Raw genomic sequence first — 12,965 nt, 5'->3', positions numbered from 1 at the left:
AATCCGGTCCCTTTTGAAAATGAAAAACTACTAAACTACCTTTAGAAAACTGTCCAGGTTATATGGGGTCGATACAATTTCTCCTGAAAAAGGAAGAGTTTAAGAGCGTTTGGCTGACTTTGCGAGCGTTTCGCTGCTATAATCTCCCCCTCACAACCTGAAGATCACCCCAAAATCCATCGTAGTCCCAGATTCGTAACAAGATTTTGGCTAGTAAAGGCTAAGGAAAGCCGAAGAAGACAAAACAAAACCCCTGAAAATCAGGGGTCTCAAAAATATCGTGCACCAACCGCGGGCAAAATCCCCGCCGGTCACTTCCCAATACAAAAAGTAAAAAGTATTGTTTGTCAATAAGTTAAATGACCCGAGGTACAAAGGAGGTACAACTATTTTAAAACACCTCCTTACTAACTGATTTTCAATGCTGTTCGAATTTGTAAAGATTCGAAAAAAACTTCACTTTTCTTAATTGACAAACATCTAAACTATCGGTATTCACCTTCTTCTAACCAAGAGAATGCTATATTTTCAGTGCCAAGTCCGTAATCAGTTTTCATCTTCCATTTATAATGGCGTTAAGAGTTTGAGGATGCTTGGGAAGAGAAATAGCAGGAAGAACTCTGGCTTAAGTTTCGCCTCTTAAGCTCGCGGTCGATGGCTTCGCCAGGATGTATTCCATAACGTATTATGCCACATCCGACAGTGTTAGAAAAAACGTGGTTTCTTTTCCTGGTTCGGTTGGTAAATTAACCTGGCATTGGATCGATTTGGAAAGATCGCGAATGATGTGTAACCTGAAACCGTCCAGAGCGTTAGTAAAAGTCGGCTATTCCAACCTTAGGGGGAGGGTTCCTTTCGCGTCCGGATTTCCGCCGATAGGCGGGTCAGTTTGGGTCGTAAATCGATCAGTTCATCCAAGCGTCCTACTTTATCGAGGTGTTTATGAATGGGAATATGGACATGCGGGCGCCGCCAATTTCCGGTGTTGAGTCCGCGGTCGATCGTGCCATCCAAAAACAGGGCATGTTGCAAGCCGGCAACCAATGGATCACCTGTGTACCATCGCTCAGCTGCATTACCTTTATCAAAACGAGCGATGGGTAATGAGCCGGTCAGGTTAAAGTCTGTTGCATCCGGCTGAAAAAGGATATACCCCGCCTGGCACCGATCTATAAAATGCCCGTGAGTATCGCCGAATGCCTCGCCCTGGGTCACTTGTCCCCTCTCCCATGTTGAGATCATGTTGAAGAACGGCCGATACGCAGCAAATTGATCGTTTTGAAAGATTCCTTCGCGTTGGAGCGTATGAAGCACGGTACCATGTCCTATGTAATAATACTCCCAACTTTGCTTCTCCGGTCCTTCGTAACCGCAAATAAAGATGACGAGATCACCTGGCTGCAACTGTTGCCGCACCTCCCACCGGCAGACGCCCCAGGAAGCCAGGCGCGGATCCCCGAGTCGGTGCGTCGCTTGAAAAAACGAGGGATCGTCTCCCCAATCGTACCGGCAATCTGGCTGAAAATAACGATCTAAAAACACTTGTAGGTCCGGGTGAGTGGCAGCGCCCCGCTGGGCTTTGCGCAAATCCCGCGGCGCAATGATCGGATGGCGATATACGCATAGAAAGGCTTTCATTATCTACAGGATACACATTTTTCCGATACTTTGCAATAGCTTTGCTGTCTTCCAACTACTCACGGAAAAAGAAATCGTATGCAATTTTTGAAGAAGAAGTGGAGCGGAATGGCCTTATCCATCCCCTCCACTCTCTAGCCGGAAGGATAAGTGCAGGAAGGGAAGAGACATTTATAAAACAGAAGTTATGGCCCGTCTAATAAGACAAAGGGATTAATATTGAAACAGAAAAGGATGATTGTGGGAGTAAGCGGCGGCAAGTAAATAGAGAGACCCTACCCAAATTAAATTCCGTGTTTTTACGGTTTCTGCGTATCCCAAATTGTCCTATTTTTCCGGCGTTTTCAATCCCCTAATACCTTTATTGATCAATATTATGGCAATCGTTCCTCTGGCGGAATTACAGCAACGCATCCAAACACTGGACGTGATCGACAATGCACTTGACAAGGCGGCTGTGTGGCAAAAATATCTCGCGGAAAACGGCAAACTGACCTTCGACGGCAACACACCGCTGTTCGCCTTTCATCCTAAGAGTCCTATGCCGGTAAAGGGTCAACGGCTGTTTCGGGTTACCGGGGACTGGGCCATCCCTTATGAACACCTGGCCTCCACGTATCAGCATCCACCGGAAGCCATTGCTTCCCGTCAGCGGTGTAACCTTCCCAAACATCCCGCATTTTACTGCGGTGACGTCTGGTCGATCAGCTTTTTTGAAGTCCTCCAGGATAAGGACCACCTTTTCGACACGACCTATTATTTTTCGCACTGGGAAGTCCAATTGGACCGGACCTGGAGGGCGCTTTCCTTTCTTTTTAGCGGTCTACCTCCCGAAAATCCAATGTATGGCTATGTCCAGCAGAATACGACCGTTGTGATCAACTATTTTAAGCAGTTCCTTCCCGCAGCGGAAGTCAAGCACTATTTGGATTTCTACCACAGCGAATTTACAAAGACCGGCAGCCACACGTTTTCCTCGCTTGTTTCGCATCAGTTCTTGTATAACGATGATCCACAATCAGGGGATTTTGTCTTTTACCCCAGCGTGCAGGCCGAGCATTTAGGCAACAACTTTGCATTCAATCCAAAATTGATCGCTGCCGGAGAAATTGCCCTCGTCAAAGTATACAAAATAAAAATCCATGAATTGAAGAAGACGTCGGATGTCGCGTTTACCTGGCGATATGAGCTCCTTAACATAGGGGATGCCAATGTGGACAATGTGATTTGGCGTGGGCCTACTGACGCGGACATTCAGGAATTTGAGCATCATTTCCCGGCATCAAAGACTTAGCGCATCGGTGCTCTTCGGAACAACGAGAAACTAAACGTATATTCAATAAGGTAATTAACGAACAAGAATATGATAGCTTTTGCGCCCTAATCATATATTATGCTCAACGACTCATTTCCCTTTGCCGATTATGTCCGAGACCTTTACCAACAACTCAAGGTCCTGAAAAAACTGTCCTTACCAACCCCTATTCAATGGACCATCGATTGGGATGCGGTCAGGCACCTGGCCGGCGCCAAAGGGCAGCGTAACCGTGCTCACGCGCATGATTTCTTTGAAGAAGTGAGGAAAAAGAAAGCTCATCCGGCAGTTTATTTTTTCACTATCCAGCGTGCCGACAGGGAGGCTATTTTTAAGGCGTTTGTCCATGCTAAGGAAGCATCAGCAAATTTGCGGATCCACCATGGCGTCAAGCACCCGGATTTTCGCAACATCAGCCATGTTCCTGCCAGCTGTGGTAAGAGCTCTTGTTTGTACGTCGGCAGTGTCAAAAAGAATCTTGCCACAAGGATCCGGCAACATCTTGGGCTTACCAATAGCGGGCGGACCAGGGCTATGTACCTATACCCACTTTTGCAGGATTTGCCAAAGCTGCCTGTAATTACGGTGACCGTTTATTTTTTTGAACAGCGTTATGTGCATTTAACCGAGCATATGGAGTATGTATTCCAAAAAGACCTGAAACCCCTGCTAGGCAAGCGCTCTGTCATTGACATACTACCCGTGGTTGGTGATTGATATTGTCCATGGCAGGATCAGCGCCATCTTAACTCGGCAAAAAGACTTTCCGAAGGATATCTATCAGCTCAGGTAGTTCGATGACCGGTAAGCCCGCCGATTTTAATACATCCTTGGTTACGGGTTTTTCTTCTTCGACTCTGGCAATAAACTGCTCCATATCGGCTCGCATTGTCCCCTCCAACTTCGCTTCGGTCCCAGGTGTTATGATAGCGGTCAATCGAAAGACATCGGAACGGTGCTTAGTGACGCTCTTGCTGTCAATGTTCTCTCCCTTTGCTTTTCGATCTGATAGATCCAGATAAGCCTTTGCCTTAAGGCAGATGAGTGCGGCATCCGAGGCCACCGGCAAGCCGTTCAGTACCATAGTCTGCTGCATGGTAAAATTATAATATGCCTCATCCATCAGAATAGCAGAAAGGCTTGAAAGATCATCGTCCGCCGGTATGGGCGTTAAGGTCATGCCCTCTTTTTCCGTAATAATGTCAGGCTTCCGCGAAAACAGTTCCAGCATCGACGGAAAGGCAGCCGATTTTGGCTTGCTAAATCTGTAGTATTGCTTTTGTCCATCGCTTTTCTCTTTATTCTCATACCCTCCTTCTTGGATGAACTGCCAGAACCGTTCAATGAATTCGCGGCTGAGGGCTTCGGCTACCAGGATGATGTCCAGGTCTTTGGTTGCTCGGAACGACAATCCTCTTTCCTCAAATTGCTGATCGCAAGCAGCCCCTCCGATGAGCAGATAGGCTCTTTCCAATCCTTTAAAATACTCCCTGAAAATAGCTAGTCCTATCACCATGTATACTTATTTATGAGTTCCTCCTTCGCCAGCAGCGTACGCTCGTCCTGGTTATAAGAAGAGATGCTAAGGTACAACGAAAGCGGGTCGACGGAATCGCCTTGGGATAAAATGCCCGGATCGTAGTTCCAAATCTCTATTTCTATATTACCACCGCCGAAATATTCAATCTCAAAAGGTTGTAATTTCTTTTCAAAGGCCTTGCGCTGTACCTCGTATAGTGCATAGCTGGATTGCGCTGGTAACGCCAGTTCAGTATAATTGCTCAAGGCAGTGATGCCCGCCTTTTTGAGCATCACATCTTTCGGCAATTGATTGATCGCATATGATATCTTAACAGGCGAGGCGAGGTAGGTCAAAGCCTTATCCCAAAGCTCTCGTCCGGATGCAGCAAAGCGGATGAACTTCTCCCCTTTGCCTTCCTTTCGGGCCAATTGATAGGCTTCGAGTTCTTCAGCAGCCCGCCTTACCGTCATGGCGGAATAACCTATTTTTTGGGCAATGGTCTGATAATTATCGCTATCTAAACGCTCCTTCCCCAGGTGATACAGCAACAATACCTGGCTTGCGGGTCGAAGTTTTTCCAATTTCGGCAACCGGAACTTTTCTTCTGGATCAGTCAGACTGATGACAAGAAAGGGAATATGCAATTGTTTACCGGGAACCAGGAATGCTATTTTTTGCTGGATCAGCCGGGTTCGATGATGAGCCTCTAGGCGCTCCAGGACAAAGACGACCGGATATCCCAATACATTCGCAACAGCTGCAGCATCCTTTTTCAATCTACCCGGCGTAAGGACATCAGGCTCAGTGGCAAAGGCAAAAGTGAGGGTTTGGCCCTGAATCGTACCATAAAAAAAACGATAAGATCGGTCCAGGTAAACCGGCAACAGCCGTGCCTTTTTGCTCTGCTCAGCCGAATTCATTTGAACAGCCGCCCCCAATGTCCGTTCAAGATATTCAAGCACTGATTTTTGTAGGTTCTCTATTTCGAGTTTGACGGTCATGACACTAACATGCTCTTTTTACAAAGATACGAGTTAGCATTGAATTTTACTAATATTTTTATTATTTTTATTTTAATTTAATTATTAATAATCATTAAATTAAACCATTTTTTATTTAACTAACATAACCATGTTAGTTTGACAAAACACTATGTTAGTTAAAATTTTCTCCGGAAATATATGGTTTCTTGGCTCAACGGATCGATTGCCAAAGTCAGCAATAATGAATCTATATTCCAATATGACATTGATTAATGGATAAAGGCTTCCTTTCCCATAATAGCCTTTACCTACTCAAGACCGTTGAAGCAGATTATTTCTTCTTTTTCAGATACATTACCTCTCTCAAATACTCTTCTGATAACCGCTTTAGCATGTTTGTTCCAGTCGATGGGATTTATATTTGTATCTAAAAGAGGGTTTTCCGCAAAACGGAAAGATAAGAGCCGTTACTAACATAACAGATGATGCCTTTGTCTTTTATTCATCGCCCAAAGGCATACCGGTGGGCTTGCTGCTATTTTGCCAAAATGAAATCCCTCAATGTAGTCAGCAACTCGCCCTTACTCAACCCTGAACAGGCTAAATTCACTATCCATCTTTACCACACGTAAATCTTTCGGTTCCGAACTCGCAATCGTCAACAACTCAAACTGGTTTGGCTTAAAAGACGGTGACGTAATGAAAGAGCTCAATAAACGGGGACGAAACTGATTATACCTACCCTCTAAGCTTACTCGTCGCTGGTTTTTATACATCGTTAAGAATTTTTCAGCTGTATCAAAACTCAAACTATTAGAGTTGAGCAGTTCAGGTTCAAAAAATTCGATTACGGCGCCTTCTATGTCTGCGTACATGCTTAAAAAGTCCGGCTTCCCAGCCTTTTTCAAATAATAATTACTATTGGAAATACCCCGGAAGATGGAGATATCCCCCAGCTCCTCTCGAAGATCATCCATATGCGCTATGTGATCTGCCCAGTCAGTCAGCGCTTTATCAACAATCTCCTGCGTCTTTATTTGATACTTGGCCAGAAAATCGGCCGGAAATACCGGAGGTTCCATCAATTTTTCCTGAAGTTTGTCCCCATGGATCTCTAATGCCAATAACTTCTGCTGTGGTTCTCTGATCGCTTCCTTTAATGTCTCGTCAGCCGCCAGTAAGCTGAGTTTAAGGTTAAGCAAATGCTTATTCAGGTCAACAACAGACCGCGCATAAGATTTGATCGATTTCTCTATGCGTTTCAGCATGTTATGTTCTTCCCCCTGAAAATGGCTGCTAAACTCTTTCCGCCATTGTTCCAGTCTTTCTGCGGTAAAAAAGTTCAGCGCCAAAGGCTCGTGCAACTCCTCTCCTGTAATGTACGGGCCTCGGGCTTGGTGAGCCAGATGGAGTTCATCAAAATCATTGAGACCGCCCTCATCAGGTTCATCATCGAGTGGTTGTTGGTAGCGTTTATCTTCGTCTTGCTTTTCCATATCAATACGTTGATCTAAATAACTCTTTTTTGATGCCTATGCCAATAGCGGTCAGTTGTACCCAGCAATCAACTCGCACTAAGCGTATGTTGCCTATCGGCACCGGGCCAAAAGGTAACAACCAGTGTCGTCGGCCCCAGCCGCATACCCACGCCTGTAAATGACACCCCAGTTGCCGTACGCCACTCAAAGGTATACACAGTGCCCTGCTGGCCAATGGTCAACTGTTGCAACACCCCCAGATCGGTGGGTTCGTCGACCCATGCGCAATTATACGCACCCACCAACTGGGCTCTGGACTGCAAAGTATCATGCCGGTCATCGACTTTGCGGGCAATTTCCAGAAAAAGCCGCCGACCACCAGGAGCGCCGTCCCCTGCCTTATCTGAATGCGTCCATATGCCGTGCAGGTTTCCGTCTTCCAGGATCGTATACTGGATCATACCCCAGCGCTTTGGCTTGGGAGATAGCGATTTGCCCATTGTGCTTTCATTTTGATTGGTTAAGGCCCCTTGAAAATGGGGCTGACACCTAAGATACATCTTTAGCCCATAATAATCCATCCATCCGTTGATTCGATGAAATTGCACCATTTTACCTTTACTATGACCCTTTTCAACGCAGGAAAGGGTTGCAAAAAATTATTCCCATTTGTGCTATATTGTACTTTGATGAACCAAGTAATTGAAAATTGAAATTCTTATGACACTTTGCTTAGCATGGGGACGAAATGGTGAAATATCATTAGCCTCTGATTCCCGACTGACAGATCCACAAGGCAACGTTAGTACAGATATCGCCACCAAAATATTTACCATCGGGGTCAAAATCTTCGCTTCCAACCGTCGGCAAGTTCTTTTTAATCATTCATATGGCATGTGCTTCGCTGGCAGCTATGTCAATGGTAGCATCGTCGCCGATACTATGAGTGAGCTGCTTTCCAGTCTCGTGTTTACGGACAATGGTCCCGTCGATGCAGATACGATCGCACAAATCGCTTACGGAATTTATCAGGATGTCTGCAAGCATCTCATGGAGATCAACAGGCATAGGGGGCTATCCGACATCTGGTTGGCTGGTCATTGTCCACAAACCGGTAGAAACCGGTTGTTCAAATTCTCCTGGGAATTGAATGAACAAAAGGACGGTATTCACTTCCATTATGTAGAAGAAGATATAGGCAACCAGTTATTGTTTTTAGGTGACCAGGTAGCCATTGCCCGCGCCATGGAACTATCCCAACAAATAAAGTTTGAAAGGGGAATATTTACCAGCGGTTACACGGAATACCATCTATTGCAAAATATTATTGAGGATAATAAAATACCAACGGTCGGGGGGTCCATGCAAACCGGTCATATCCTCGGCAATTCCTTCAAACAGTTTGGCATGGTAGATTATGAACTTTGGGATATTCCGAACACCAATGCTAAATGGGTAAGGGATGTTGCTACCTTCCGTGGCATCCCACTTGCCCGGGGAATAGAATCCGTCAACGCCATCAGAGTCGATACAAGTATGATTTGTATGGCTCCCTTTACGGAAAAGAAGGCGGCGTTGGAACAAAAAGCACTCGCCCTGAATCAGCAAAAATAATAAGAAGCTGTACATGGCAGCGCCCAAAAAAGAAACGCTTTTCTATAAGCGAGAAAAAACAGGATGGAAATCAGTAGTGAAGGTCATATGGTCAGAGGCATGGTTTGGTTGGACCTTCGGCTAACATGGGTTCACCAGTTTCTATGGATGGGGATGGCACTAAGCTGGCTCGGATATATGAGATGTAAACATCGCCCGGCAGCCCATCGCTAATGGAAAACATCTCCAGCCCGTGAATACGACACCAACTCGTTCGACATAAATCGATTTTCTATTTTTATTTGTTACGGACAGAAAATCATGTAGCAATACATTGATCACCCCAACCGTTCACAAAAGGTCTACCAATTCCCATACTTTCTAACCAAATAATTCATCACGGCCTCCTTGTCAAACAACAATCTTCTCCCAATCTTCAGTTTTGGAAAATCTGGATCCTTGATTAGATTAAATATCATCTTTTCCGACATACTGGTAACAAAGGCCAGCATCTTAATATCTATGAATTCCTGCTCTCGGGGAGACATAGGGGGCTGAGACGCAGGCTGAAAAACACTCGCCCTGGCTACGACATTCCGGTCTGCAATTTTATTCATTCTTCATGGGATCATTTTACGTTTGAAGATACACCATTCACGGGTCATGGTCCCACTGGCCAGGAGAAAATAGGTTGTATGACCGGATTTTTGTCGTCGACGATCCCAAAAAAGGTGTTTTCACGGGGGCGGATATAGCCGGCAATTCGAAGCTTAAGCGTTCATTAAGCCTCTCTCCATGGCCCCTTTCAGCTCTACTTACCTGTCACGCAGCTACTGGCATGCTCCGGGTGTGCGTACAATTCTATCATTGTTCATGCGTCGCGAAGCGGAACATCTATGTTGGCACTGCTGCAGACACGCCGCGCAGGAACAAATCCTTTTACAACATCCGCTGGACCTCGTTGATTTTTTCCAGCATCACAGATCGAGCGCTACCGTTGATTATCAAAGTATCCTATAAACCCCCGGGACAGGCTTTGTGATGCATTTCAGCAATCACGAGTTTGGCCGTCCGCTGCTACAGTCCTTTGGGGAAGGGATTTTCCTACTAACCCTCCCTGTAAATACTTTTACAGTGGCACCTTGCTCGCCGACATTGAGTCTTTGCCTCTCCTAAATTTCGTGCTATCTTTTCTCTGTATGCTCGTATCAGTCTTAATTGCATTTGTAGGTTGTTTCATGCGTTGGTTGCCGTCAATAAAGTCTTTATAAAATCGGTAGCTAACTAAGATAAAAGTACAGACGGTTATTATAGCAACCAATCTCTTCCAGAAATTTTCACGCCATTTCCCCTTCCATTTAGCAATATATCCTTCATTTCTGAGATCGCTTATTGTATAAATTCCTTTGGGGGTTAATCGAATATATGTTTTTCCGTCGTACTCATATTTCTCTAGTTCATTAACACCTTGCCCCAATAGAAAGTTAATGACATTTTCGATCTCAAAATAATCGTCATCAATTGAGCTGTAGAAATCCTTATCATGCATCGCGTCCCAATCAAAAGATTTATTTCCCCGGAATTTTTCTAAAACCCCATCGCATATTTTTGCAGTTCGTTTTTTCTTCATTGGCGAGCATTCTTTTATTTGTCATTGTATGTACATTTGTCCAACATCCATCCCTTATGATTTGTTAGGACAGATTACAGGTATTCAGCGAAATCTACACAGCGTATCAGCTCCTCATGATCTTCTACGGATAATGATGCACTACTAAATCCGTTCCTCGCCAAATCGATAATAGAACTTTCATTTCTATGCAAAATCGCCTTTCGATAGGGTAACGACCGTAAAGATATTACTGCTGTATCAAATCGTCTACCGTTGTGTAATCCTCTAACCAATTCCGCTACAGCCAATGCCCCAGCAAATGCACCAACAAAAGAGGTCGATATAGCTTTTGCCGCTAATGTCTCCGCAATTACCCCGCATGGCCCGGCGTTCAAATAGGAGAATTGCTTCAGCACCTCTTCATTGATCACTTTATCAGGCCCTGCATTTCCCCAAAGATTCTCAGGGCTTTTATTTGATCCGGGAAAAGTATGCAATACAATATTATCGAACAGGGCAAGTGATCCTCCCAAGGATGCCTCGACTATAAAATCAAAGCTAGCCCTTTCCAATATTGAGCGAGCCGCTGCTGTGTCAAACCCGCACAGAGCCACTGATGGTTCCCCTACTTGGCATTTTGTATGTTCATCAAATGCACGCTCCGTGATAATTGTACTAAATCCTCTGTTGGAAAGAAACTGGGCGCATACTCTTGTCTTGTAATTTTCTTCTTGACCTTCTTCTATTAGCAGACCGGCACTCTTATTTGCGGCTACTACCTTATCACAATCCTGCAATAGAATATCAACTTCGGCAGGGTTTTCATAAGGTAGCAAACCAATATTCCATAAATATCCTTGCCCTAGATGGCCTAGTCCCAATAGCCAATATCTCTGGGGTAATATTGTGACCGCAGGTCCTACAGCCCTTTCATCTAACCACGGCAAGTCCGGTCTCCACAGGGAAATGCCGTTATCATAGTCATAGGCAGGCGCATGTATGCCGGTCACAACATGAAAAGCGATTGCGACTCCTAGTGCCCCCGCCGCGACTCCCCCTAATGGGCTGTTACCTCCCAAACTCAATTCATTTGCCTGGCCAGGCCTCAAGACGCCGGCCTGCCAATTGTTACACACGACCTGCAAGGCATAATCTTTTGCTGCAGGAGCTTTTCCAAAATATAATTGAAAGCCATCTACTCCGCTTAATCCAATAATTCTTCCCCCTAATTCTGTCACAATACACTGTAAGGATTTGCTTCCAGGCCAAGGCACCAAACATGATGTATCAAATGGCAATACTACGAATACACCACCTAAAAAAGCTCGTTTACCTGCATTTATTGCAGTCATCAGAGCTGCCTGGAGTGCCACTGAAGCAATTATATCAGGCCCACATACCAGATAAAGTCTCTGTCGGTTGAGAATGCCCAGTGCCTCTTCGTATGTACAGTGATTTTTCTCCATAATACTGATGGCTAGCCGATTCATATTATTTTCATTGATTTCTTTTTGCATAACGAATGATTTTAAAAATACCTGAATATCGAGTCCATGTCTTCCACTGGTAAGCTCCCAAATACTCATAAATACCTACTCCGCGGAGCGTTTTTTGATTTTTCATCGCGAAATGAGGTACAATGAGGGCCATATGTCCTGCTTGATGGATGATCGGGTGGTATGTATCCGATGAGCTTTGGCCCGTCCATCCGGACGGATGCGTATGTACATCCGCTACTACTTGCAATCCTTCTGCTTGACAAATCTTCCATAGTGGAATAAATCCGCTAGTGTCAAATCGAACGATACCTGTGTCAAAGGCATGAGGATCCAGATCATCGTAGCAAATGAAACGAACGATCTCATTTTCCTGACCTTTTGCCAATAATAGCGCCCCACTTTCTCTTTTGCCGTGTCCACGGCCTCGTAACTCTGCTATAAGTTGTTCCCATAACGGGTATTTTATTTTTAGTTTAGCCTTGCGCATAGTCAGCTGAGTTCAGGTTGCGATGGATGAAATGGAGATACTTTTCAATTTTATCAGTGGACCGCCACCACAAATCGGGGTATTCTTTTTCCCAATTTGCATGTCCTGCAATCGCTAATCGGTCACAAGGCGCGTAAAGTGCTATCGGCCATCCAGTTTTGAATATACTTGTTGTAACAATTCCTCCTTTTGGCCATTCAGATATATTTAGCACTACTTGTTTATCATTATCCCATGGACATGCTGAAGGTGCATTTGAAGGATATCCATCCAGAGTAAATCTGAAAAAAAATTTATCAGGTGCGTTTTCTTTGATAGCGGCTTTAATCCATATTATTATATAAGGCCAGGTAGGGCGTTCCGGATCATTATCCGGAACACCCCACATACCTTTATCCAAGCCCACCTGAAAACCAGCACCCGACATGTGTTGGTTAAAAATTGCAATATCGGGCGTCATAACCTTTAATTTGGGGATTGGGAACTAACAAAAGTGTAATCGTACAATGAGGAAATTTGACAAAGGACCCAATATGGTCTGTCTTTTCCACAACTTTTTGATTTTCAAGAGTAAGTATCAGATTTGCAGCATCAACTGGGTTGATTCCAAATTCATGGGCTGCCTTTTCCTGTAGCACAAAGCTGGTGGTAGCAGGAGAAACATCAAATGTGCGCTCTTGTCCATTGTACAAAATATTCACTTTCAATATTTTGCATCGATGAGCATGCACATGTTTATGATGCGTGAAATCATGGCGATCTGAAGCCTTATCGCTTTTAGGACAAGGTTGATTTAGACTTTTAATTCATTCTTCCTTTACAAAGATCGATTGTTTTT

Annotated in this window: 14 protein-coding genes; 3 read left to right on the top strand and 11 right to left on the bottom strand. The window is 44.7% G+C overall.

The annotated features are described in order from the left end of the window. Positions 1 to 837: 837 nt before the first annotated feature. Positions 838 to 1,638, bottom strand: a complete 801-nt coding sequence (locus tag Q4E93_RS34385; RefSeq protein ID WP_303592660.1) for a hypothetical protein — start codon at positions 1,636 to 1,638, stop codon at positions 838 to 840. Between the two features lie 376 nt (positions 1,639 to 2,014). Between Q4E93_RS34385 and Q4E93_RS34380 the strand changes: the two genes are divergently transcribed. Both Q4E93_RS34380 and Q4E93_RS34375 read left to right on the top strand, forming a co-directional pair. Then, entirely contained in the window at positions 2,015 to 2,932 is a 918-nt protein-coding gene (locus Q4E93_RS34380; RefSeq protein ID WP_303592657.1) for an RES domain-containing protein, read from the top strand. Positions 2,933 to 3,031: 99 nt separating this feature from the next. Then, positions 3,032 to 3,670: a hypothetical protein gene (locus Q4E93_RS34375; RefSeq protein ID WP_303592656.1), complete on the top strand. Its 639-nt coding sequence runs from the start codon at positions 3,032 to 3,034 to the stop codon at positions 3,668 to 3,670. A gap of 28 nt (positions 3,671 to 3,698) precedes the next feature. Here the strand turns inward: Q4E93_RS34375 and Q4E93_RS34370 are convergent, their stop codons facing one another. The 5 genes from Q4E93_RS34370 to Q4E93_RS34355 all read right to left on the bottom strand — a co-directional run bounded on the left by Q4E93_RS34370 (position 3,699) and on the right by Q4E93_RS34355 (position 7,436). After that, positions 3,699 to 4,469: a hypothetical protein gene (locus Q4E93_RS34370; protein ID WP_303592655.1), complete on the bottom strand. Its 771-nt coding sequence runs from the start codon at positions 4,467 to 4,469 to the stop codon at positions 3,699 to 3,701. Continuing rightward, a complete protein-coding gene (locus tag Q4E93_RS34365) occupies positions 4,463 to 5,476 on the bottom strand; it encodes a hypothetical protein (RefSeq protein ID WP_303592654.1) in 1,014 nt (337 codons plus the stop codon). The genes Q4E93_RS34370 and Q4E93_RS34365 overlap by 7 nt, the downstream gene beginning before the upstream one ends. Before the next feature lie 290 nt (positions 5,477 to 5,766). Continuing rightward, positions 5,767 to 5,877 carry a DUF6922 domain-containing protein gene (locus Q4E93_RS34590; RefSeq protein WP_411162141.1) on the bottom strand — a complete coding sequence of 37 codons (111 nt, stop codon included), beginning with the start codon at positions 5,875 to 5,877 and terminating at the stop codon, positions 5,767 to 5,769. 162 nt (positions 5,878 to 6,039) lie between these two features. Beyond that, positions 6,040 to 6,954, bottom strand: a complete 915-nt coding sequence (locus Q4E93_RS34360) for a hypothetical protein (protein ID WP_303592653.1) — start codon at positions 6,952 to 6,954, stop codon at positions 6,040 to 6,042. A gap of 68 nt (positions 6,955 to 7,022) precedes the next feature. Next, positions 7,023 to 7,436 (bottom strand): hypothetical protein, encoded by a 414-nt coding sequence (locus Q4E93_RS34355; RefSeq protein WP_303592651.1) that lies wholly within the window; start codon positions 7,434 to 7,436, stop codon positions 7,023 to 7,025. 220 nt (positions 7,437 to 7,656) lie between these two features. On the opposite strand from Q4E93_RS34355, the gene Q4E93_RS34350 reads away from it, so the two are divergent. After that, complete coding sequence (locus Q4E93_RS34350) at positions 7,657 to 8,550, top strand: hypothetical protein (protein ID WP_303592650.1); 894 nt, start codon at positions 7,657 to 7,659, stop codon at positions 8,548 to 8,550. Positions 8,551 to 9,658: 1,108 nt separating this feature from the next. Here Q4E93_RS34350 and Q4E93_RS34345 read toward each other — a convergent pair. The 5 genes from Q4E93_RS34345 to Q4E93_RS34585 form a co-directional block, all read right to left on the bottom strand. After that, positions 9,659 to 10,159 (bottom strand): hypothetical protein, encoded by a 501-nt coding sequence (locus Q4E93_RS34345; RefSeq protein ID WP_303592648.1) that lies wholly within the window; start codon positions 10,157 to 10,159, stop codon positions 9,659 to 9,661. A 74-nt stretch (positions 10,160 to 10,233) separates the two neighbouring features. Further along, a complete protein-coding gene (locus Q4E93_RS34340) occupies positions 10,234 to 11,658 on the bottom strand; it encodes a hypothetical protein (RefSeq protein ID WP_303592646.1) in 1,425 nt (474 codons plus the stop codon). Next, positions 11,639 to 12,127 (bottom strand): MPN domain-containing protein, encoded by a 489-nt coding sequence (locus Q4E93_RS34335; RefSeq protein ID WP_303592644.1) that lies wholly within the window; start codon positions 12,125 to 12,127, stop codon positions 11,639 to 11,641. Before Q4E93_RS34335 ends, Q4E93_RS34340 begins: the two co-directional genes overlap by 20 nt. Further along, positions 12,114 to 12,587, bottom strand: a complete 474-nt coding sequence (locus Q4E93_RS34330) for a DUF7665 family protein (protein WP_303592643.1) — start codon at positions 12,585 to 12,587, stop codon at positions 12,114 to 12,116. The genes Q4E93_RS34335 and Q4E93_RS34330 overlap by 14 nt, the downstream gene beginning before the upstream one ends. Then, a complete protein-coding gene (locus tag Q4E93_RS34585) occupies positions 12,562 to 12,828 on the bottom strand; it encodes a hypothetical protein (RefSeq protein ID WP_489670902.1) in 267 nt (88 codons plus the stop codon). The genes Q4E93_RS34330 and Q4E93_RS34585 overlap by 26 nt, the downstream gene beginning before the upstream one ends. Positions 12,829 to 12,965: the final 137 nt, after the last annotated feature.

Origin of the sequence: Flavitalea plasmicola, assembly GCF_030546645.1 — a bacterium.
Taxonomy (GTDB): Bacteria; Bacteroidota; Bacteroidia; order Chitinophagales; family Chitinophagaceae; genus Puia.
Note: the sequence above shows the minus strand (reverse complement) of the source record. Positions and strands in the feature narration are given on the sequence as shown.

Bases quoted from the DNA above. Each gene is read 5' to 3' on its own strand.
- Q4E93_RS34385 (WP_303592660.1), bottom strand. From the start codon at position 1,638: ATGAAAGCCTTTCTATGCGTATATCGCCATCCGATCATTGCGCCGCGG.
- Q4E93_RS34380 (WP_303592657.1), top strand. From the start codon at position 2,015: ATGGCAATCGTTCCTCTGGCGGAATTACAGCAACGCATCCAAACACTG.
- Q4E93_RS34375 (WP_303592656.1), top strand. From the start codon at position 3,032: ATGCTCAACGACTCATTTCCCTTTGCCGATTATGTCCGAGACCTTTAC.
- Q4E93_RS34370 (WP_303592655.1), bottom strand. From the start codon at position 4,469: ATGGTGATAGGACTAGCTATTTTCAGGGAGTATTTTAAAGGATTGGAA.
- Q4E93_RS34365 (WP_303592654.1), bottom strand. From the start codon at position 5,476: ATGACCGTCAAACTCGAAATAGAGAACCTACAAAAATCAGTGCTTGAA.
- Q4E93_RS34360 (WP_303592653.1), bottom strand. From the start codon at position 6,954: ATGGAAAAGCAAGACGAAGATAAACGCTACCAACAACCACTCGATGAT.
- Q4E93_RS34355 (WP_303592651.1), bottom strand. From the start codon at position 7,436: ATGGGCAAATCGCTATCTCCCAAGCCAAAGCGCTGGGGTATGATCCAG.
- Q4E93_RS34350 (WP_303592650.1), top strand. From the start codon at position 7,657: ATGACACTTTGCTTAGCATGGGGACGAAATGGTGAAATATCATTAGCC.
- Q4E93_RS34345 (WP_303592648.1), bottom strand. From the start codon at position 10,159: ATGAAGAAAAAACGAACTGCAAAAATATGCGATGGGGTTTTAGAAAAA.
- Q4E93_RS34340 (WP_303592646.1), bottom strand. From the start codon at position 11,658: ATGCAAAAAGAAATCAATGAAAATAATATGAATCGGCTAGCCATCAGT.
- Q4E93_RS34335 (WP_303592644.1), bottom strand. From the start codon at position 12,127: ATGCGCAAGGCTAAACTAAAAATAAAATACCCGTTATGGGAACAACTT.
- Q4E93_RS34330 (WP_303592643.1), bottom strand. From the start codon at position 12,587: ATGACGCCCGATATTGCAATTTTTAACCAACACATGTCGGGTGCTGGT.